The 19,749-nt window shown below is 70.1% G+C and carries 20 protein-coding genes and 1 riboswitch; of the genes, 9 read left to right on the top strand and 11 right to left on the bottom strand.

The annotated features are described in order from the left end of the window. The first annotated feature begins 1 nt into the window (after position 1). Positions 2-1,354 (top strand): class II 3-deoxy-7-phosphoheptulonate synthase, encoded by a 1,353-nt coding sequence (locus J7I98_RS01855; protein WP_214915035.1) that lies wholly within the window; start codon positions 2-4, stop codon positions 1,352-1,354. A gap of 158 nt (positions 1,355-1,512) precedes the next feature. Beyond that, positions 1,513-1,773 (top strand): bacterioferritin-associated ferredoxin, encoded by a 261-nt coding sequence (locus J7I98_RS01850; protein WP_214915031.1) that lies wholly within the window; start codon positions 1,513-1,515, stop codon positions 1,771-1,773. A gap of 32 nt (positions 1,774-1,805) precedes the next feature. Here the strand turns inward: J7I98_RS01850 and bfr are convergent, their stop codons facing one another. Further along, positions 1,806-2,285 (bottom strand): bacterioferritin, encoded by a 480-nt coding sequence (bfr, locus tag J7I98_RS01845; protein ID WP_214915028.1) that lies wholly within the window; start codon positions 2,283-2,285, stop codon positions 1,806-1,808. A gap of 155 nt (positions 2,286-2,440) precedes the next feature. Here bfr and J7I98_RS01840 point away from each other — a divergent pair, with 155 nt between their 5' ends. Then, a complete protein-coding gene (locus tag J7I98_RS01840; protein WP_214915025.1) occupies positions 2,441-3,073 on the top strand; it encodes a sulfite oxidase-like oxidoreductase in 633 nt (210 codons plus the stop codon). A gap of 23 nt (positions 3,074-3,096) precedes the next feature. Here J7I98_RS01840 and J7I98_RS01835 read toward each other — a convergent pair whose 3' ends face one another. The 6 genes from J7I98_RS01835 to thiO form a co-directional block, all read right to left on the bottom strand. Further along, positions 3,097-3,666 carry a DUF4396 domain-containing protein gene (locus tag J7I98_RS01835; RefSeq protein ID WP_214915022.1) on the bottom strand — a complete coding sequence of 190 codons (570 nt, stop codon included), beginning with the start codon at positions 3,664-3,666 and terminating at the stop codon, positions 3,097-3,099. Positions 3,667-3,755: 89 nt separating this feature from the next. Then, positions 3,756-4,631, bottom strand: a complete 876-nt coding sequence (locus J7I98_RS01830; RefSeq protein ID WP_214915018.1) for a deoxyribonuclease IV — start codon at positions 4,629-4,631, stop codon at positions 3,756-3,758. 67 nt (positions 4,632-4,698) lie between these two features. Next, positions 4,699-6,660 carry a Stk1 family PASTA domain-containing Ser/Thr kinase gene (gene pknB / locus J7I98_RS01825; protein WP_214915016.1) on the bottom strand — a complete coding sequence of 654 codons (1,962 nt, stop codon included), beginning with the start codon at positions 6,658-6,660 and terminating at the stop codon, positions 4,699-4,701. A 288-nt stretch (positions 6,661-6,948) separates the two neighbouring features. Continuing rightward, positions 6,949-7,743, bottom strand: a complete 795-nt coding sequence (locus J7I98_RS01820) for a thiazole synthase (protein ID WP_214915014.1) — start codon at positions 7,741-7,743, stop codon at positions 6,949-6,951. Between the two features lie 3 nt (positions 7,744-7,746). Beyond that, on the bottom strand, positions 7,747-7,947 hold the full coding sequence (thiS, locus tag J7I98_RS01815; protein WP_214915011.1) for a sulfur carrier protein ThiS: 201 nt from the start codon (positions 7,945-7,947) through the stop codon (positions 7,747-7,749). After that, a complete protein-coding gene (gene thiO, locus J7I98_RS01810; RefSeq protein WP_214915008.1) occupies positions 7,944-9,206 on the bottom strand; it encodes a glycine oxidase ThiO in 1,263 nt (420 codons plus the stop codon). The genes thiS and thiO overlap by 4 nt, the downstream gene beginning before the upstream one ends. After that, positions 9,204-9,316, bottom strand: a riboswitch (TPP riboswitch). (Overlaps the previous gene by 3 nt.) A gap of 93 nt (positions 9,317-9,409) precedes the next feature. Between thiO and J7I98_RS01805 the strand changes: the two genes are divergently transcribed. From J7I98_RS01805 to J7I98_RS01780, 6 genes are all read left to right on the top strand, one after another. Further along, the gene (locus J7I98_RS01805; protein WP_214915006.1) at positions 9,410-9,760 is read left to right on the top strand and encodes a hypothetical protein; all 351 of its coding nucleotides are present in this window, start codon (positions 9,410-9,412) and stop codon (positions 9,758-9,760) included. Between the two features lie 83 nt (positions 9,761-9,843). Next, positions 9,844-11,058, top strand: a complete 1,215-nt coding sequence (locus J7I98_RS01800) for an NAD(P)/FAD-dependent oxidoreductase (RefSeq protein ID WP_214915004.1) — start codon at positions 9,844-9,846, stop codon at positions 11,056-11,058. Positions 11,059-11,115: 57 nt separating this feature from the next. Further along, the gene (locus J7I98_RS01795; RefSeq protein WP_214915003.1) at positions 11,116-11,481 is read left to right on the top strand and encodes an Rv2175c family DNA-binding protein; all 366 of its coding nucleotides are present in this window, start codon (positions 11,116-11,118) and stop codon (positions 11,479-11,481) included. Between the two features lie 77 nt (positions 11,482-11,558). After that, entirely contained in the window at positions 11,559-12,215 is a 657-nt protein-coding gene (gene thiE / locus J7I98_RS01790; RefSeq protein WP_214915001.1) for a thiamine phosphate synthase, read from the top strand. A gap of 99 nt (positions 12,216-12,314) precedes the next feature. Beyond that, complete coding sequence (gene metF, locus J7I98_RS01785) at positions 12,315-13,238, top strand: methylenetetrahydrofolate reductase [NAD(P)H] (protein WP_214914999.1); 924 nt, start codon at positions 12,315-12,317, stop codon at positions 13,236-13,238. Positions 13,239-13,292: 54 nt separating this feature from the next. After that, entirely contained in the window at positions 13,293-14,111 is an 819-nt protein-coding gene (locus J7I98_RS01780) for a hypothetical protein (protein WP_251019932.1), read from the top strand. 49 nt (positions 14,112-14,160) lie between these two features. Here the strand turns inward: J7I98_RS01780 and J7I98_RS01775 are convergent, their stop codons facing one another. The 4 genes from J7I98_RS01775 to J7I98_RS01760 all read right to left on the bottom strand — a co-directional run bounded on the left by J7I98_RS01775 (position 14,161) and on the right by J7I98_RS01760 (position 19,655). Next, positions 14,161-15,675: an NAD(P)/FAD-dependent oxidoreductase gene (locus J7I98_RS01775; RefSeq protein WP_214914997.1), complete on the bottom strand. Its 1,515-nt coding sequence runs from the start codon at positions 15,673-15,675 to the stop codon at positions 14,161-14,163. Between the two features lie 368 nt (positions 15,676-16,043). Beyond that, positions 16,044-16,652, bottom strand: a complete 609-nt coding sequence (locus J7I98_RS01770) for a TetR/AcrR family transcriptional regulator (RefSeq protein WP_214914990.1) — start codon at positions 16,650-16,652, stop codon at positions 16,044-16,046. An 11-nt stretch (positions 16,653-16,663) separates the two neighbouring features. Continuing rightward, on the bottom strand, positions 16,664-18,832 hold the full coding sequence (locus J7I98_RS01765) for a YhgE/Pip family protein (protein WP_214914988.1): 2,169 nt from the start codon (positions 18,830-18,832) through the stop codon (positions 16,664-16,666). Then, on the bottom strand, positions 18,804-19,655 hold the full coding sequence (locus J7I98_RS01760) for an ATP-binding cassette domain-containing protein (RefSeq protein ID WP_214914986.1): 852 nt from the start codon (positions 19,653-19,655) through the stop codon (positions 18,804-18,806). The genes J7I98_RS01765 and J7I98_RS01760 overlap by 29 nt, the downstream gene beginning before the upstream one ends. Positions 19,656-19,749: the final 94 nt, after the last annotated feature.

The following is a 19,749-nucleotide window of genomic DNA, read 5'->3' as shown; positions in this document are numbered from 1 at the left end:
GGTGACCGTGAACGCTAAGACCACCCTTAACGGTGGCAACACCTGGCGAGACCTTCCCGCGGCGCAGCAGCCTGAGTACCCCGATGCCGAGGCTCTGCGCGATGTGATCGCGGACCTCGAGTCGTATCCGCCGCTCGTCTTCGCGGGCGAGTGCGACCAGCTGCGCGCCCGACTGGGAGCCGTCGCCAAGGGCGAGGCGTTCCTGCTGCAGGGCGGCGACTGCGCCGAGGCCTTCGACGCCGTATCCGCCGACCACATCCGTAACAAGCTCAAGACGCTCCTCCAGATGGGCGCGGTACTGACGTACGCCGCCTCCGTGCCCGTCGTCAAGGTGGGCCGGATCGCCGGTCAGTACTCCAAGCCGCGCTCCAAGCCGACCGAGACCCGCGACGGCGTGACCCTGCCGACCTACCGCGGCGACTCCGTCAACGGCTTCGAGTTCAACGAGGCGTCCCGGATCCCGGACCCCGAGCGCCTGAAGCGGATGTACAACGCGTCCGCGTCGACGCTGAACCTGGTCCGCGCCTTCACCACCGGCGGTTACGCCGACCTGCGCCAGGTGCATGCCTGGAACCAGGACTTCGTGAAGTCGTCCCCGTCCGGGCAGCGTTACGAGCAGCTCGCCCGCGAGATCGACAACGCGCTGAACTTCATGAAGGCAGCGGGGACCGACCCCGCGGAGTTCCGCACGGTCGAGTTCTACGCCTCCCACGAGGCGCTGCTCATGGACTACGAGACCGCCCTGACCCGGGTCGACTCGCGTACGGGCCACCTGTACGACGTGTCGGGCCACATGCTCTGGGTCGGTGAGCGCACCCGTCAGCTCGACGGCGCGCACATCGAGTTCGCCTCGAAGATCCGCAACCCGATCGGTGTGAAGCTCGGCCCCACGACCACGGTCGACGAGGCCCTGCAGTACATCGACAAGCTCGACCCGGACCGCGAGCCCGGCCGGCTGACGTTTGTCGTCCGCATGGGCGCCGACAAGGTCCGGGACAAGCTCCCCGAGCTCGTCGAGAAGGTCTCCGCGTCCGGCTCCACCGTGGTGTGGGTGACCGACCCGATGCACGGCAACACCTTCGAGGCGGCCTCCGGCCACAAGACGCGTCGCTTCGACGACGTACTGGACGAGGTCAAGGGCTTCTTCGAGGTGCACAAGGGCCTGGGCACGCACCCGGGCGGCATCCACGTCGAGCTGACCGGTGACGACGTCACGGAGTGCGTGGGCGGCGGCGACGAGATCTTCGTCGACGACCTGCACCAGCGCTACGAGACGGCCTGCGACCCGCGGCTCAACCGGAGCCAGTCGCTGGACCTGGCGTTCCTGGTCGCCGAGATGTACCGCGACCAGTAAAGATCACCAATACGGCAGGAAATGACTGTGGGGCGCGGATCGAATGTGATCCGCGCCCCACGGTCGTACCCGGGGCTTTTGCGAGCGGGAAGTGGCGGGTAAGGTTAGGTTGACCTTACCGAGAATCCACCCTCGGCCCCTGTCAGGAGGTGTACCGCATGTTCGTCTGCTCCTGCTTCGGCGTGACCGACAAGCAGATCAAGGAGCATGCGGACGCCGGTGCCTGCACGCCCCGCCAGATAGCGTCCGTCAGCAAGGCGGGGACGGACTGCGGCTCGTGCGTACGCACGATCCAGGGGCTGCTCGGGCGCGGTGCGTGCCCGCGCCGCGCGCTGATCGAACAGAGCGAGTCGGCGATGTCCGAGAACGCTCCGGCCGAGTCACCGATGGCCGGGACCACCCTGTCCGAAGCTGCCTGACCGGCTGACCGGCGACCCGGCTGCTTGCTTGATCAGCTGCTCGGCTGCTCGATCAGCTGGGCGATGTAGAGCGACTCACCGAGCTTCTCGACCAGCTCCAGCTGGGTGTCGAGATAGTCGATGTGGTGCTCCTCGTCCTTGAGGATGTCCTCGAAGATGTTGGCCGACGTGATGTCGCCCTTGTTCCGCATGACGTCGATGCCGCGCTTGAGGCGGTCGATCGCCTCGACCTCGACCTCCCGGTCGGCCTTGAACATCTCGGTGACGGTCTGGCCGACTCGTACGTGGAAGAGACGCTGATAGTTCGGCAGGCCTTCCAGGAAGAGGATCCGGTCGGTCAGTGTCTCCGCGTGCCGCATCTCGTCGAAGGACTCGGCCCGGGTGTATTTCGCGAGCTTCGTCCAGCCGAAGTTGTCCTGCATTTTGGCGTGCAGGAAGTACTGGTTGATGGCAGTCAGCTCGGCGGTCAGCTGCTCGTTGAGAAATTCGAGGACCTCGGGGTCGCCCTGCATCGCAGAGGCTCCTTCCAGGCGTGGAACTGGGCAGGTTTCGCGCATCTTTGCACCGTGGGTGGGGGGCGTCCAGTAAGTGCAGGCTTATTAGGAGTTGCCCCGAATAGAGTCAGACCTGGTCATGACCACCCTTCGCCGTCTGTCACCATGGAGTCATGGGTCAGCCGGAAAGCCGGGAACGTCGCGAATCAGAGCAGCCCGAGCTTCCGCCGGGGCAGCGTCTCCAGCGCGGCTGGCCGGTTACCCACTATGGCCCTGTGCCCAAGTTCAAGCCGGACCGCTGGGAGTTCAGGATTTTCGGCGCGACGGCCGACGGTGAAAAGCGCTGCTGGAATCACGAGGAGTTTTCGGCCCTGCCGTTCTCCACGGTCGTGGCCGATCTGCACTGCGTCACAAAGTTCAGCATGCTTGGGGCCGAATGGGGTGGGGTGCTCGCCCGTACTCTCGTCGAACTCGCGCCGCCCGCGCCCAACGTCACCCACGTCATGGTCTGGGCCGAATACGGCTTCAGCGCGAATCTTCGGCTGGCGGACTTCACCTCGGAACGTACGGTTTTCGCCACGCACAAAGGTGGCGAGCTGCTCACCGCCGAGCACGGTTTCCCGGTGCGCCTGGTCGTGCCGCATCTGTACGCCTGGAAGGGGCCCAAGTGGGTCCGCGGCGTCGAGTACATGACGGCGGACCGCCGCGGCTTCTGGGAGGAGCGCGGCTATCACAACGTCGGCGACCCCTGGCGTGAGCAGCGCTACTCCTATCAGGAGGAGCCGGGGGACGGCCCGGAGCTCTAGCGCCGCCTTACGGTGCGGCCGGATCAGTGGTGGTACTGGTGGACCACCGCGTGGCCCTTGCCGCGGCCGATCATCCACTTGTTCACCGGAGTGGTGATCACGAAGGCGGCCGCGAGGGCGAAGGTGAGTACGCCCCAGAACATCGCGTCGGACAGGTGCGCGTCCATCGCGCCCGGCCACAGGGCGAGCACGCCGTTGTCGATCAGCTCCATCACGGCGATGGAGAGCGTGTCGGCGGCGAGGGCCACCCGGATCGCTGTCCTGAAGCCGACGCCGGCCTTGAGGATGCCGCGCAGGGTCAGGGCGTAACCGAAGAAGAAGGCCAGGATGATCGCCAGGATCATCGTCTCCATGTTGCCCCAGCCGAGCGCGGTGCCGATCACCATGCCCAGGACCTCGCCGATGGCGCAGCCGGTGAGGCAGTGGAGCGTGGCCTGGGCGGCCATGCGCCAGCTGACCTTGCCGTGGCTTCCGTGGCTGCCGTGATGGGCTGATCCGTGCCCCTCGTGACCCGCGTGCTCCTCATGCGCGAGGTGCTCGTGGTCCTCCTGGTCCTCGTGGTGCGTGGCGTGCGTGTGTGTTTCGTGGTCCATCGCGTGGCTCCCCATGCCAGATAGCGGTTCCTGCCGACAGCAGACACCGTATACCCCCCAGGGGTATTCCTCAATGGCTTTGGATCAGGTCAGAAGTCGCGCAGCTCCTTGAGCCGTGCCACATCGGCCGCATGTCCCTCTTTGCCGCCCGGCGTCTCGATCGTCAGCGGTACGCCCTCGGTCGCCGGATGCGAGAACAGTTCGCGGAACGGCTCCTCGCCGATGTGGCCGGAGCCGATGTTCTCGTGGCGGTCCTTGTGGGCGCCGACGACGTCCTTGGAGTCATTGGCGTGGATCAGCTTCAGCCTGCCTTCGCCGACCGTGTCCACCAGGAGGTCGAGGGTCTGCTTCATCCCGCCGGGCCCCGCGAGGTCGTGTCCGGCCGCGTAGATGTGGCAGGTGTCGAGGCAGACGCCCAGCTTGGGGTGGGCGTCGAGCGCGTCGAAGTACGGGCCGAAATCCCAGGTGCGCGAGCAGAGGGAGGCGCCCTGGCCGGCCGTCGATTCCAGCAGCAGGAACGGGTCGTCGTCGTGGGTCAGCTCGTCGAGGAGCGGCAGCAGGTGGGTGCGTACCTGTGCGAGCGCTTCGGAGCGCGGGCGGCCTCCGGTCGCCGAGCCGGTGTGCACCACCACGCCCAGCGCGCCGATCTCGCGGCCGCGGCGCAGTGAGTGCCGCAGCGACTCCACGGACTTCTCCACGGTCGCCTCGGTGTGCGAGCCGAAGTTGATCAGGTAGGGCGCGTGCACGTACGCAGGGATCCGCTCGGCGGCGCAGGCCGCGCGGAACAGCTCGTCCTGGGCCGGATTTCCGGTGGGCGTCGCCCAGCCGCGCGGGTTGGCGGCGAAGACCTGCACGGTTTCGGCGCCGATCTCACGGGCGTACGCGAGACCGGTCGTGGCGAGGCCTCCGGCCACGGGCACATGGCCGCCGACGGGGTTTCGGGAGGGGAAAGGTGCGTTGCTCATCGTCCTCACAGGATGCCAGGGCCGGACGGTGCCACCGACCGGCCCCGGGCGTCCTGTGGGGGCGGGCTTACAGACCCTTCGTCTTGATGGTGACCGTGCTGCCCTCGGGAGCGCCTTCGCCGCCCTCGACCGACTGGCTCGCGATCTCGTCGCTGAAGGACAGGAACGGGCGGTCCACGTCGACGTCGAAGCCCGCGTCCTCCAGCGCGATCGTCGCGTCGTCGACGTTCTCACCGACCACATCGGGCACGGGAATCATGCGCGGCCCCTTGGACACCGTCAGCGTGATGGTGTCGCCCTCGGCGAGCCGGTCGCCCTCGGCGGCCGACTGCTTCGCGACGGACCCGGCCTCCTCCTGGGACGAGACCCGCCCGGCCGCGACCTTTACGTCGAATCCGAGGTCTTCGAGCTCCGAGGTGGCGTCCTCCACGCTCTCGCCGGTCACGTCGGGCACCTCGATGGGCGAGCCCTTGCTGACGACCATGGCGATCGCGGAGTCCGGCTGCCGCTTGGTGCCGGCGCCCGGGGCCGTACTGATGACGGAGCCCTGCGGGACGGCCTCGCTGAACGCCTTGGTGATGATGCCGGGGGCCAGACCGGCCTTCTCGATCTCGCGCTTGGCCTTGTCGAGCGGCAGCCGCTCGACATCGGGGACCTCCACGATCTCCGGGCCGCGCGACACAACCAGCGTCACGGAGCCGTTGTTGCGGATGCGGGCCCGGGACTTCGGGGCGCTGTCCATGACGGTGCCCCGCTCGTACGCCTCGCTGAACTTCCGCTCGACCTTCTTGATGTCGAGCCCGGCCGCGGACAGCCGCTTCCCGGCCTCCTTCTCCGTCTGGCCGAGGAGGGAGGGCACGCGGGTGAACTGCCCCGAGTTGATGTACCAGACGCCCGCGCCGACGCCGAGGACCAGCAGCAGCGCGGTGACGATCGCGAGCACCCCGCGCCTGGGCACCACGGTGCGCCCGCGCGGCGCTGGCTGCGGCGGCGCGTCCGGCGGAGGCATCTGGAGCCTGCTGGTGCGGTTGAGAGGCTCGCCGCCGTTGCCGTCGGCGGGCAGTGGCACAGGCGTCCCGAGGGCGCGGGGAATGACGCTCGTACGGTCCTCGGCCCTGCCCTGTCCCTCGGCCTCCGGCTGGGCCTCCGGCTGGGCCTGCGGCGGCACCACGTCGAGCTGTTCGTCGCTGAGCGCGGAGCGCGCCTCCCTGGCCTGCGAGAGGAGCGCCACAGCGTCGTACGGACGGATCTCCGGGTTGCGCGCGGTGGCGGCGGCGACCAGCTCGTCCAGCTCGGCCGCCAGCCCGGGGACGGCGGCGGAGGGGGCGGGCACGTCCTCGTGGAGGTGCTGGTAGAGCACCTGGGCAGGGGTGCTGCCGGAGTGCGGCTTGCTGCCGGTGAGCATTTCGTACAGCACGACACCGCAGGCGTAGACGTCGGCCCGGGTGTCTGCGGTGCCGTGCTCTATCTGCTCGGGCGCGAGATACGAGACGGTGCCGAGGACGGAGCCGGTGGTACTGGTGACCGTGTCCACGGCCCGTACGAGCCCGAAGTCGGCGACCTTGACCCGCCCGTCGTCCCCTATCAGGACGTTCTCGGGCTTCATGTCCCGGTGGACGAACCCGGCGCGGTGAGCGGCCCCGAGCGCGGCCAGTACCGGCTCCAGGATGTCGAGGGCGGCACGGGGCTGCAGAGCGCCGCGCTCGCGCAGTACGTCGCGCAGGGTGCACCCGGCGACGTACTCCATCGCGAGGTACACATAGGCACCGTCCGTGCCCTGGTCGAACACCCCGACCACATTCGGGTGCGCGAGCCTGGCGACCGACTTGGCCTCCCGGATGAACCGGTCCACGAACGAGGCGTCGGCGGCGAGGGTCGGGTGCATCACCTTGAGGGCGAGAATCCGGTCGAGCCGGGTGTCGACGGCCCGGTAGACCGTGGCCATGCCGCCGACGGCGATGCGCGCATCGATGCGGTAGCGGCCGTCGAGCACCTGCCCGACGAGAGGGTCCTGAAGGGTCGTATCCACGCAGGGGAGTCTACGAGCCGCCACGGACACCGCTGCCGGTCAGCCCGCCCCCGCAGCGGTACTGAAGCCGACCTGTGACGCACGGCACGCGCGGGGGGCCTTCGATTCCCCCCGCGCGGTCAGAAACGCCGGTCACCCGCGCGGCCCGCACGCCGGGCCCCGTGCGGTCGGAATGCTGGGCCTCTCGCGAGGTCCGCACGCCGGGCCCCTTGCGGTCGGAACGCCGGGCCTCTCGCGCGGTCGGAACGCAGGGCCCCGTGCGGTCGGAATGCCGGGCCCCGTGCGCGCTCAGAACGCCGGGCGCTCCGGATCCAGGGCCGCGCGTCCCGCCCCCGGCGACGACGCCTCCGCGTAATGGCGGCGCGGAATCCGCCCGGCCCGGTACGCCAGCCGTCCCGCCTCCACCCCGTGCCGCATCGCCTCCGCCATCAGCACCGGCTCCTGCGCCCGCGTGACCGCCGAGGCGAGCATCACCGCCGCGCACCCCAGCTCCATCGCCAGCGCCGCGTCGGAGGCGGTCCCGGCCCCCGCGTCGAGGATCACCGGGACCTTCGCCCGCTCCATGATCAGCTGGAAATTGTGCGGGTTGCGGATGCCGAGCCCCGACCCGATCGGGGACCCCAGCGGCATGATCGCCGCGCACCCGACGTCCTCCAGCTTCCGCGCGAGGACCGGGTCGTCGTTCGTGTACGGAAGGACCGTGAAGCCGTCGTCCACCAGCGCCTCCGCCGCGTCGAGCAGCTCGATCGGATCGGGCAGCAGCGTCCGCTCGTCGGCGATGACCTCCAGCTTGATCCAGTCGGTGCCGAGCGCCTCCCGCGCCAGCCGCGCCGTAAGCACCGCCTCTCCGGCCGTGAAGCACCCCGCCGTATTCGGCAGGACACGGATGCCCAGTTTGTCGAGGAGGGACAGCACCGATCCCTGAACCGTCGGATCGAGCCGCCGCATCGCGACGGTCGTCAGCTCGGTCCCCGAAACGACAAGTGAGCGCTCCAGCACGTCGAGACTCGGCGCCCCGCCCGTGCCCATGATCAGCCGGGACGAGAACGTGGTGTCGCCGATGGTGAGCAGATCGTCGGCCATGATTCAGCCTCCCTGGACTGCGGTGAGGACTTCGATACGGTCGCCGTCGCCGAGCGTGGTGGCTGCCCACTGTCCGCGCGGTACGACGGTTTCGTTGACAGCGGCGGCCACGCCGGAAGGGGCACGGGTGAGGGTGGCGACGAGAGCGTCCAGCGTCGTACCGGCGCCGACCTCGCGGCTCTCGCCGTTCACGGAGATGGTCATACGGGCTGCTCCTGCGCGGTCGCTACGGATGCGGATGCGGGTACGGAAGAGGGCGCGGCCACGGCCACGCCTCCGGGCGCGAAACGGCGCGGACTGAACGCACGGGCCTCTTCGGGAAGCTCCCCCGTGGCCAGCACGGCCGCCATCGCATCCCCCGTGACCGGCGTCAGCAGCACTCCGTTGCGGTAGTGCCCGGTCGCCAGATGCAGCCCCGCCAGCGCGGTCGGCCCCAGTAGCGGCGCATTGTCCGGCGAACCGGGCCGCAGTCCCGCACGGGTCTCCACCAGCGGCAGCTCGGTAAGCCCCGGCACCAGCTCGTGCGCGTCGCGCAGCAGCTCGTACACCCCGCCCGCCGTGACGGTCGTGTCCCAGCCGAGCTCCTCGCTCGTCGCGCCGACGACCAGCTCGCCGTTCTCGCGCGGTACGAGGTAGACGTGGCTGCCGCGCACGACGGCCCGCACCGTGCGGCTCAGGAAGGGCGCGTACGCCCGCGGTACGGACAGCCGCAGCACCTGTCCCTTCACAGGACGTACGGGCGGCAGGACGTCGTCCGGTACGCCCGCGAGCCTGCCGCTGAGACTGCCCGCCGCCAGCACGACCTGGCCGGCGGAGACCTCCGTCCCGTCCGCCAGTACGGCGCCGGTGGCCCGGTCGCGTACGACACAGAGCCGGTCCACCCAGGTGCGGTGGAAAACCACCCCGGCCCGCTCGCACGCCGTCACCAGCGCCGAGGCCAGCCGCCTCGGATCGACCTGGTGGTCGCCGTCCACGCGCAGGCCCCCGCGCACGCCCGGCGCGAGCATCGGCTCCAGGCGCCGGCACTCGCGCCCCGTGAGCCACTCGGATTCGAGCCCCGAGCGGCTCTGCAGGGCGTGGAGTTCGCGCAGGTGGGCACGGTCGTCGGAGTCCAGCGCGACCGCGAGTGTGCCGCACGCGCGGTATCCGATGTCCTGCCCACTGGCCGCTTCGAGCTCGGCGGCGAACGCCGGATAGCGTCCGGCGGAGGCAAGGTTCAGGCCGAGGAGTGTTTCCTCGCCGTAGTGCAGTTCGGTGACGGCGGCGAGCATCCCGGCCGCGACCTGGGCGGCCCCACCGCCCGGATCCGGATCGGCGACAGCGATCCGCAGCCCGCGCTGCGCCGCCCGCCAGGCCGTCACGAGACCGATGATCCCGCCTCCGACGACCAGAACGTCCGGCCGTGCGTCCGACCGCGCGTGCGGCACTGCCTCCGGAGAATCCGAAGAATTACGTGAATGCATAGGCGTCCAGCCCCTCCCTTCGCCGGCATGACCCGGATCAGGTTCGTACGGTCGGAGGCCGCCCAGCCTCCCTCTCAGCCCGGTCCGCCCGGGCTCCCGCGGTTGTCTTCGCCTGCTGGGGGTCCCGGGGTAGCCCTCGGAAGCCAGCAGTACGGTGGCCACCCTAACGCCCGTCCCCAACGCGCAGTAAGGGAGCAACTCCTGTGGCCCGCTCGGTCCCCTCGCTCGACGGACTCGTCCTCTCGCCGGTCGCCGACCAGGCGCCGGGGCAGGTCGGCACCCGGACCCGCTTCTCGTACCACGAGGAGAACGGCCGGATCTGGGCCGATTACGCGGGCGGCGACGTCGTACGCGGCCATCTCGTCGGCACGCGCGAGGGCGACGCGCTGGACTTCCGGTACGTACAGCTGAAGCAGGACGGCACGACCTCCTCCGGGCACTGCCGGTCCACCGTCACGGTCCTCCCCGACGGGCGCGTACGGCTGGAAGAGACCTGGGAGTGGGAGTCCCAGGAGGGCAGCGGGACGAGCGTCGTCGAACAGCTGCCTCTGTGACACCATTGCCTCTGTGACGGTGTGTCAGAGATCTCCCCTCGCGGCCCTCGGGGCGGCCGGACAAGCCGCCCTACAGTGATCGGGTGAGCGAGCAGAGGCAGACAGGGCAGCGCGTCGTCATCGTCGGCGCGGGAATGGCCGGCGTACAGACCGCTGTGGCACTGCGCGAGCAGGGCTGGACCGGCCCCGTCACGCTGATCGGCGCCGAACCGCACCAGCCGTACGACAGACCGCCGCTGTCCAAGGCGGTGCTGCTCGGCAAGGCCGAGGGGTCGGCGTTCGACGTGGACTTCGAAGCGCTCGGGATCGAGCTCCAGCTGGGGCGCGAAGTCATGGGCGTACGCCCCCTGGCGCACGAGATCGACACGCCCTCGGGCCCCGTTCCGTACGACGTACTGGTCGTCGCGACCGGCGCGCAGCCCATCACCCTGCCCGGCAGCGAAGGCGTCCCCGGCGTCCATCTGCTGCGCACGCTCGACGACGCCGCGCGGCTGCGGCCCGTACTCGACGAGAAGCACGACATCGTGGTCGTCGGGGCCGGCTGGATCGGCGCGGAGTTCGCCACGGCCGCCCGCGAGGCGGGCTGCGCCGTGACCGTCGTGGAGGCCGCCGACCGGCCGCTGGCGGGCACCATGCCCGCCGAGGTCGCCGTCCCGATGGCCGACTGGTACGCCGAGAGCGGCGCCGGGCTGCTGACCGGGGCGCGCGTCGCGAAGATCGAGTCCGGCACGGTCGTCCTCGCCGACGGGCGGCGGCTCGCGGCCGGCGCGGTGGTCGTGGGCATCGGCGCCAGGCCCGCGACGGACTGGCTCGTGGGCTCCGGCATGCAGCTCGGACCCGACGGTTCCGTCACCGCCGACAGCCGCCTGCGCACCTCGCTCCCCGATGTGTACGCCGTCGGGGACTGCGCCTCCTTCCCCTCGCACCGCTACGACGAACGCCTGCTCGTGCACCACTGGGACAACGCGCTCCAGGGCCCCCGTACGGTCGCGGCGAACATCGTCGGCGAGACACCGCAGGACTACGACCCCGTCCCGTACTTCTGGTCCGAGCAGTTCGGCCGCTTCGTGCAGTACGCGGGGCATCACGCCGCGGCCGACACGCTGGTGTGGCGCGGGGACCCGGGCGGCGCGGCCTGGACCGTGTGCTGGCTGCGCGAAGGGGCGCTGGTCGCGCTGCTCGCCGTCGCCCGTCCGCGCGATCTCGCACAGGGCCGCAGACTGATCGAATCGGGCGCCCCGGTGGACCCGGAGCGGGCCGCGGACCCGTCCGTTCCGCTCAAGTCGGCGACGCTTTAGCGGCACACGACGGGGTCCCGACTACCGACTGTCAGTCCCAGGTGGCACGCTTGTCCCGTGACCGAGATTGACGCAAACATCGATGCTCTCGTCCCTGCCTGGTTCAACCTCCCCGACATCGCTGAAAAGCTCGGTGTCGAGGTGACGCGCGTCCGGCAGCTGGTCAAGGAAGGCCAGCTGATCGCCGTACGCCGTGGCGAGAACCGGGTGCTTCAGGTACCTGCCGCCTTCATCGACGGCGACAAAGTGGTCAAGGGTCTCGCCGGGACCCTGACCCTCCTGAGGGACGACGGCTTCACCGACGAAGAGATGCTCGAGTGGCTCTTCACTCCCGACCCGACCCTGCCCGGCACCCCCGCGCAGGCGTTGAGTGAGAATCGCGGCACGGAGGTGAAGCGGCGCGCACAGGCGCTCGCCGTCTGACCACTGACGACATAACCGCATGCGGTGCACGGGCCCCCGGCGGCCCGTGCACCGCCAAGCAACGGGGGAGCGCCACCATGCCCACGTCCACGAAGCGCGCACTGCTCGCCGACGCCCGGCTGTATCTGTGTACGGACGCCCGCAAGCGCCAGGGCGACCTCGCGCAGTTCCTGGACGCCGTCCTGTCCTCCGGCGTGGACATCGTGCAGCTGCGTGACAAGGGCATGGAGGCCGCCGAGGAGCTGGAGCACCTCCAGGTCTTCGCCGACGCCTGCCGCAGGCACGGCAAGCTGCTCGCCGTGAACGACCGGGCCGATGTCGCGCACGCCATCGGCGCCGATGTGCTGCACCTGGGACAGGGCGACCTGCCCGTCCCGGCCGCGCGCGCGATCCTCGGGGACGACGTGCTGACCGGCCGCTCGACGCACTCCGAGTCCGAGGTGGACGCGGCAGCCGCCGAGCCCGGCGTGGACTATTTCTGCACGGGCCCCTGCTGGCCCACCCCCACCAAGCCCGGCCGTTACGCCCCGGGCCTCGGCCTTGTCCGGTACACCGCCGCCCTGCGCCAGGACCGGCCGTGGTTCGCGATCGGCGGGATCGACGCGGGCAACCTCGACGAGGTGCTGGACGCGGGTGCCCGCAGGGTCGTGGTTGTACGGGCGATCACCGAGGCCGACGATCCGGCGGCCGCGACGGCCGATCTCGCGAAGCGCGTCAGGAGCCGCGACACGTAGGTGTCCAAGATTGTCCGATGGGTGGACGGAAAGCCGGCAAAACGGATAAATTGCACCCGTTTTGTTGGGGCTCCGCATTGCTCTGGCTAACCTGCCGATATGGCCCTTGGCACTGCTTCCACCAGGACTGATCACGCCCGAACCGTGCGTGACCTGCTCGCGACCGGTAAAACTTCGTACTCCTTCGAGTTCTGGGCGCCCAAGACCGAGAAGGGCGAGCGGAACCTGTGGAACGCGCTGCGCCGGGTCGAGGCGGTGGCCCCCAGCTTCGTCTCCGTGACCTACGGCGCCGGCGGCTCCACGCGTGCGGGCACCGTCAAGGCCACCCAGCAGATCGCCGACGACTCCACGCTCACGCCGGTCGCGCACCTCACCGCCGTCGACCACTCGATCGCCGAGTTGCGCAACATGATCGGCCAGTACGCCGACGGCGGGATCCGGAACATCCTCGCGGTGCGAGGCGACCCGCCCGGCGACCCCATGGGCGAGTGGGTCCCGCATCCGCAGGGCGTGACATACGCGGCGGACCTGGTCCGGCTCATCAAGGAGTCGGGTGACTTCTGCGTGGGCGTCGCCGCCTTCCCCGAGATGCACCCGCGCTCGGACAACTGGGACGACGACATACGGCACTTCGTCGACAAGTGCCGGGCGGGCGCCGATTACGCCATCACACAAATGTTCTTCGACCCAGAGGATTATCTGCGGATGAGGGACCGGGTCTCGGCGGCGGGCTGCGAGACGCCGATCATCCCCGAGGTCATGCCGGTGACCAGCGTGAAGCAGATCGAAAGGTTCGGGCAGCTCAGCAACGCATCGTTCCCGCCGGCTCTGAAAGAGCGGATCCTCGCGGTCAAGGACGATCCGGCGGCTGTACGCTCCATTGGCATCGAGTTCGCGACGGAGTTCTGCTCGAGGCTGCTGTCCGAGGGCGTACCCGGACTGCACTTCATCACGCTGAACAACTCCACGGCGACGCTCGAGATCTACGAGAATCTCGGACTGCACGAGCACGCGCAGTCCTGACGGCTGTGCTTGCTGTTGCCTCCTGGGGCGCGGCGGCGTAGGAGAGGGGCGTACATGGGCTGGGCGGTCCTCTACATCGCGTTCGGAGTCGTGGCGCTGTGGCTGCTCGGCGAAGTGCTGCTGCAGTACAAGGCGAGGTTGCGCTGGCGGCTGCTGGCCTTCGCCGGTTTCGTGGGCGTGGTCCTCGGTGTGCTGCTGCCGTCCGTGCTCGTGATCGGGGCGGGCGCCATTGCCTTCGCGATCGGCCAGACGTACGTCACGCTGTCCTTCCGCCGCGGGTTCTCGACGGGCTGGGCCATAGGGGGTAAGCCGGGCGAGAGCCGTCGCCGCAGGGGTGGTGCGCGGGCCGTCGAGCAGGAGCCGACGCTGGAGGTGTCGGACCTGGAGTACGTGTCCGGCGCCGAGTACGAGCCGGCCGCCCCGCCGGAGCCGGTGTACGCACCTCAGCCGCTGCCGGACGAGACCGGCCAGTACGGCGTCTACGACGCTGCGGCGTACGCCGCCGAACAGCAGCCCCAGGCCAATGCGTTCGGCGGCTACAGCGAGTACGACACGACGTACACCGGCTACGACCAGCCGAGTCAGGACGCGTACGCGGGCCAGTACGGCTACGCGCCCGAGCAGCAGCAGTACGCGGCGTACTCCGACCCGTACATCGGCACTCAGCCGTACGGCACCCAGCAGTACGGCAATGAGACGCCGCCGGGTGGGGTGTGGGTCCCGCAGCAGCGCGACGGCGAGCAGCAGTTCGGCGGCGAGCAGCCGGTCCAGGACCCGTACCAGAACGGCTACGACGCGAACCGCTACGACGCCAACGGCTACGACACCACGGGCTGCAACACCACCGGCTACAACGAGCAGTACCGCTACTGACGGCCCTGCTCCCTGCGAGCCCCCTGAGAGCCCCGCTGAGCGGCGGCCCCTACTGCGAGCCGCGGAAGCCGTCCCCCTCGACGATGAGCCCCGCGACAAGGGCCCCCGACATCCCGGCGTGCGCCAGTCCGCCGCCGGGGTGCGCCCAGCCTCCGGCCAGGTGAAGACCGGCGAGACGGGTGCTGTTCGACGGGTACAGGCAGCGTCCCCCCGCTCCCGCCAGCGCCGGCGGCGGTACGCAGCCCCCCGCAGCGGCCGTAACAGCAGCTGTGTCCGCCGGGGTCCGTATCTCGCGCCACAGAATGCGCTCCCGGAGGTCGGGCACGGCCCGCAGCGCCGCCTCGACCACGTCGTCCGCGTACCGCCCGGCCAGCGCTTCGTCCGTCCAGTCGACGGGCCCCTGCGGAGCGACGGTGACCGTCAGCGTCACCGCTTCGTGCCCGTCGTCGGGGCAGGTCAGCGGGTCGCCGGGACGCAGCACCGTGACGGTGGGGCGCTCGGCGTGTGAGCCGCCGAAAGCCGCTGCGGCCTCGGCGCCGGCGTCGGGGGAGTGGACCACTGTCCGGTGGACGGCGTCGGCGGGGCGGCCTCCGCGCAGCGCGAGCAGGACCGTGAGCCGCCCGGGGGGCGTCGGATCCGGCACCGGCCGGACGTCTTCGCCGGACCACACCTCACGTCCCGCCACCATGCGTGCGAGGGAGCGGGGGTCGGCCGCGAAGACCACCGAGTCCGCGTCGGCGACCGTACCGCCCGCGAGCTCCACGCCCACCGCGCGGCCGTCCTTCTCCAGAACCCCGGTCACCTCGGCGCCGAAGGTGAACTCCACCTTGCGCGCCAGGCACCGTTCGTACAGCGCACGCGCCAGCTCGCGCATCCCGCCTCGCACGTACCAGCTTCCGAAGGTCTGCTCCATGTACGGCAGCACGGCGGCCGCGGCGGGCGCGCTGCGTGGATCGAGCCCGTACGACAGGGCGTAACTGTCCAGCAGGGCGGCCAGCCGGGGCTCGGCCAGTTCCCATTCGCCGATCTCCGCGAGCGTGGTCGCCTGCCGGTCCCGCCGGAGCATCCTGCGCTGGCGCACCGACGGGTACGGATCGCGGCCCAGCACCTGCCAGTCCTGGCGCAGCGGTTCCTCGAGGAGCGGCCGTCTGGTCCGGTCCCAGGCGTCGCGGGCCCGGTTCATGAAATCGCCCCAGCGTTCACCGGCGCCGTCGCCGAGCGCCGCGTCCAGTGCCGCCACGACACCGGCTCGCGAGGCATTGGGCAGGGACACGGCCGTCCCGTCCGCGAAGATGTGCCGGCTCGCGGGGTCCACGGGCATCAGCTCGACGCACTGCTCCAGCGACTGCTTGCCGGTCTTCGCGAACAGGTCGCGGTAGACGGCGGGCAGGTGGAGCAGACCCGGCCCCGTGTCGAAGGAGAAGCCGTCCCGCTCGAACCGGTCCACCGCGCCGCCGTACGTCGCCGCGCGCTCGTACACCGCCACCCGGTGGCCCGCGACGGCCAGCCGGGCAGCGGTCGCCATCGCGCCCATGCCGGCGCCGATCACCACAATCCGTGCCATGCCAGGGACTTTATCGGCCGCCTCTGACAACGGCCGCCCGGCCGGAGTGGGGTCGAGCACGCAGGGCTGAGTATCCGTACCTAGTACGGGAGATGAGTAGATTCGCGGATGGGCTCTCACCTGCGCAGACGGAAGAGTGGTGACCACGGAAGGGGCGCAGCGCCGATACCGCCGACACGGGGCGGCGGAGCGGCGCGGCTCCCCTGACGGAACGGGGGTGTACCACGGGGGTCGGGGGACCGCCGGGGGAACACGGGGGGACACGAAAGAACGCCGGTCCGGCGAAGCTCGGGGGGATCGAGCTTCGCCGGACCGGCGCTTTTGTTCGCGGCTCCGGGCCGCTTGTGCGGGGGCTCCGGGCGGTGCTTCTAGTGGCCGCTCACCCGGCCGTGCAGCAGCCGCGACAGCGCCGAATGCACGTCGTCGATCGTCCGCTCCCGCTGGAACGCCTGCCAGTCGAGCGCCGCGACCAGCACCATCCCGACCAGCGCGGCCGCCGTCAGCGGAATGTCGATCTCCTCGCTGAGCTCACCGTTCCCGACGGCCTCCCGCAGCACCGTCTCGACGACGGCGACGGCTTCCTGCCGTACCACCAGGAGGGTCGACTGCCAGGCCCTGTTGGTGCGCCACAGTTCGGCGACGTACAGCTGGGTGAAGGCCGGGTAGCGGTCGATGAACCCGAGACCGGCCCTGATCATCGCGTCGAGGGCCTCCACCTTGGTCCCGCCGCGCTCGTCCGTCTCGTCGGCCGCGGCCTGGAGGGAGGCGGTGAGCAGGCCGACGCCGTGCCGCAGCAGCTCTTCGAAGAGCTCGGTCTTGCTCTTGAAGTTGTAGTAGACCGTGCCCTTGGCGACCCCGGCGCGCTCGGCGATCTGGTCCACCGTCGTCGAGGAGAAACCCTGCTCCGCGATGAGAGTGACGGCCGCCTCGTAGAGCTTCTGCCTGGTGGTCTCGCGGCGCGTTCTGCTGCTTTCCATGGGCTCGATTCTCACAGGCTGAGCTCCGGGTGCAGACGGTCGAGCGTCCACACCTGCTTGCGTCGCGCGGAGACGGCCGTCAGTGCGAGGGCCCCGGCGGTGAAGGCGAGCAGTACCAGGCTGCCCGTCCAGACCGGCTCCAGGCCGCCGCCCGTGATGAGCCTGCGCAGGCCCTCCACGACATAAGTCATCGGCAGGAAGGGGTGGATGGCGTTGAAGAAGCCCGGACTGGTCTGTACGGGGTAGGTGCCGCCGGCCGATGTGAGCTGGAGCATCAGCACCGCCAGGACGAGGATCCGGCCCGCAGCGCCGAAGCGGGCGTTGAGCCACTGCACGATCGCCGCGAAGCAGCCGGTCACCAGCGCCAGGAACCCGATCGTCCCTGCGGCGTGCTCCATCTTGAGGCCGAGAGACCAGTGCAGTACGGACATCAGGATGCCGACCTGCAGTACGCCGATGGCGGCCACCGGCAGCCAGCCCGCCAGGGCGATCCGCCAGGCGGAGGCTCCGGCCGACAGCGCGCGCCGGTTGAGCGGCTGGATCAGCATGTATCCGACCATCGCGCCGACCCACAGGGACAGCGGGATGAAGTACGGGGCGAAGCCGGTGCCGTAGTTGGGCGCCTTGTGCATCGACTGGGAGGCGAGCTGGACCGGGTCGGCCATCACCTCGGTGCGCTGGTCGCGGTCGTTCTTGTCGTAGTCGGGGATCTTGGTGACGCCCTTGTGCAAGCCGGTGGCGAGTTCGCCGGAGCCGTCGACGAGCTTGATCAGGCCGCCGTTCAGCTCCCCGGCGCCGTTCTTCAGCCTGCCGACTCCACCGTCCAGGTCGGCGGCGCCGTTGTTGAGCCTGCCGATGCCCTGGTCGAGATTCACGGCGCCGGTCCTGGCGTCGGTCAGTCCTGTGTCGAGCTTCGCGGCGCCCCGGGCGACCTTGTTGGCGCCGGTGTTGAGCGCGTTGACCTTGCTGACGGCGCTGCTCAGGTCCTCGTCGAGGTGGGGAGCGCGGACCGAGAGCTCGCGCGCCTTCGTCTGGAGCTGGGCCAGGTCCTTGTCCAGCTGCGTCAGGTCGCCGCGCTGGTTCTTGACGAGATTGTTGACGTCGGCGGAGATGAGCGCCGTGTCCGCCGCTGCTTTGTCGGCCTTCTTCAGCTGCGGGCAGGCGGGGTCGGGGAGCGGCTGGTCCACACAGCGCGCCTGGTAGACGGTGTGCAGCTCGTCGGCGGCCTCGCGGGAGCCCTCGGCCAGGACGGGCGCGGCCTTCACGAGCGTGCCGAGATTCTCGCGGACGATCCGGGTGCTGTCGGCGACGAGCTTCGCCGTGTCGCCGATCGTCTTGCCGTTGTCCTTGAGGTACGGCCTTACTGTGCCGGCGATTCCGTTGACCTTGTCGGCCAGCTTCTGCGTGCCGTCCGCCACCTGCTGGGAGCCGCTCTTCAGGTCGCCGGAGCCCTTGTTCAGCCGCTTGAGGCCGGCCGCGAGGTCGCCGCTGCCCTTCTTGGCGTTCTGCAGGCCGTCCGCGAGGCTCTTGGAGCCGTCCTTGGCCTTGCCGAGACCGCTCTTGAGGTCGCCGGAGCCCTTCTTGGCCTTGCCGATCCCGCCCTTGATGTCGTCGGCGCCCTTGGCCGCCGTCTGCGTGGCGTCATGGATGTCGGAGAAGGAGATGAAGATCCGGTCGAGGAATGAACGGGAGGCGTTCTTCGACGCGGCGGTCCTCACCTCGGAGAAGACGGTCTTCGAGATCTGCCCGACGATGTAGTTGTTGGCGTCGTTCGTGCGCACCTGCAGGGCGCTCGTCTCGGGCACGTCGCCGGAGCTGGACGCGATCCGCTCGCTGAAGTCCGACGGCATGGTCAGGGACAGGTAGTACGCGCCGTCCTCCACGCCCCTGCGGGCGTCGTCGGCGCTCACCTCGTGCCACTCGAAGACGTCGCTGTCGTGCAGCTTTCCGGTGATCTCGTCACCTGCGGCGATCTTCTTGCCGGAGACGGTCGCGCCCTTGTCGTCGTTCACGAGGGCTACGGGAATGCGGTCGAGCTTGCCGTACGGGTCCCAGAAAGACCACAGGTACAGCGCGCCGTACAGCAGCGGAAGCAGCAGCAGCGCGACGAGCGCGGCGCGCGGCAGCTTCCCCCTGCCGAACCGCTTCAGCTCAAGCGCGGCCAGCTTCGGCGAGCGCATCGTCCGCCCCCTTTTCGTCGTCGGTCGTGTCGGTCTCGTCGGTCTTGTTGGCGTCAGCTGCGTCGTCGTCGGCGTCAGCGGCGTCTCCGGCATCGACAGCGTCGGCGGTGCCGGCCCTGTCAGCCGGGTCCCCCGCGGTCGTGACCCGCAGTGCGTCGTCGGGCGCCTCGCTGCACACCGCGACGACGGTCGTCCCTGCCGCGGCGACAGAGCGCAGCAGCTCCCAGGCCAGGGCCCGTTCGGTGTCGGAGAGCTTGAGGTCCGCGTCGTCCACGGCGAGCAGCCGCGGACGGCCCATCAGCGCGAGCCCGACCGACAGGCGCAGCGCCTCCAGACGCTCCAGATCCCGTACGGAGGTACGCGGCCCCTTGGGCAGTGATTCCAGGTCCAGGCCCACGGCGTCGAGCGCTGCGTCGATCCTGGCCCTTGCCTCGGCGGCCCGTTCGGCGCGCGGTGTGAACACCGTGCGCAGCGCGCTGTCGAACCGGCGCTGGAGGAGCGCGCGCTCGTGCAGGTGCTCGGCGACCGTGAGGGCCGGGTCGAGTTCGCTCACGCCCGCGACCGGGCCGAGCCCGGTGATACGGCGTACGGCGGCCATCTTCTTCGGCAGGCGCAGGCCCCCCACCTCCGCGTGGCCCTCGGTGGCGCGCATGCGGCCGGTGAGGGCGAGCAGCAGACAGGTGCGGCCGGATCCTGACGGGCCCTCTATCGCGATGAGTGTGCCGGGCTCTGCGTCGACGCGTACGCCGCGGAAGGCCCAGCCGCGCGGGCCCTTGAGCCCGAAGTTCTCGGCGGTCACAGCTGCCCCGTGCGGGCTGTCCACGAGCCCCTCCCCACTTTTGAACTGACCGGTCAGTACAAAAGCTATCCCGAACTCGCGATCGAGGCAAAACCCCAGGTCAGAGCCGATTGTCAGT

The sequence above is a fragment of the Streptomyces sp. ISL-98 genome (assembly GCF_018614055.1).
In the GTDB taxonomy this organism is placed as follows: Bacteria; Actinomycetota; Actinomycetes; order Streptomycetales; family Streptomycetaceae; genus Streptomyces; species Streptomyces spiramyceticus.
This window is presented reverse-complemented; position numbering and strand designations above follow the sequence as displayed.

Coding starts and splice junctions, on each gene's coding strand:
- bfr (WP_214915028.1), bottom strand. CDS start 2,285: ATGCAGGGCGACCCCGAGGTCCTCGAATTTCTCAACGAGCAGCTGACC.
- J7I98_RS01775 (WP_214914997.1), bottom strand. CDS start 15,675: ATGGCACGGATTGTGGTGATCGGCGCCGGCATGGGCGCGATGGCGACC.
- J7I98_RS01840 (WP_214915025.1), top strand. CDS start 2,441: ATGGGTCAGCCGGAAAGCCGGGAACGTCGCGAATCAGAGCAGCCCGAG.
- thiE (WP_214915001.1), top strand. CDS start 11,559: ATGCCCACGTCCACGAAGCGCGCACTGCTCGCCGACGCCCGGCTGTAT.
- J7I98_RS01835 (WP_214915022.1), bottom strand. CDS start 3,666: ATGGACCACGAAACACACACGCACGCCACGCACCACGAGGACCAGGAG.
- J7I98_RS01850 (WP_214915031.1), top strand. CDS start 1,513: ATGTTCGTCTGCTCCTGCTTCGGCGTGACCGACAAGCAGATCAAGGAG.
- metF (WP_214914999.1), top strand. CDS start 12,315: ATGGCCCTTGGCACTGCTTCCACCAGGACTGATCACGCCCGAACCGTG.
- J7I98_RS01830 (WP_214915018.1), bottom strand. CDS start 4,631: ATGAGCAACGCACCTTTCCCCTCCCGAAACCCCGTCGGCGGCCATGTG.
- J7I98_RS01820 (WP_214915014.1), bottom strand. CDS start 7,743: ATGGCCGACGATCTGCTCACCATCGGCGACACCACGTTCTCGTCCCGG.
- J7I98_RS01780 (WP_251019932.1), top strand. CDS start 13,293: ATGGGCTGGGCGGTCCTCTACATCGCGTTCGGAGTCGTGGCGCTGTGG.
- J7I98_RS01770 (WP_214914990.1), bottom strand. CDS start 16,652: ATGGAAAGCAGCAGAACGCGCCGCGAGACCACCAGGCAGAAGCTCTAC.
- thiS (WP_214915011.1), bottom strand. CDS start 7,947: ATGACCATCTCCGTGAACGGCGAGAGCCGCGAGGTCGGCGCCGGTACG.
- thiO (WP_214915008.1), bottom strand. CDS start 9,206: ATGCATTCACGTAATTCTTCGGATTCTCCGGAGGCAGTGCCGCACGCG.
- J7I98_RS01765 (WP_214914988.1), bottom strand. CDS start 18,832: ATGCGCTCGCCGAAGCTGGCCGCGCTTGAGCTGAAGCGGTTCGGCAGG.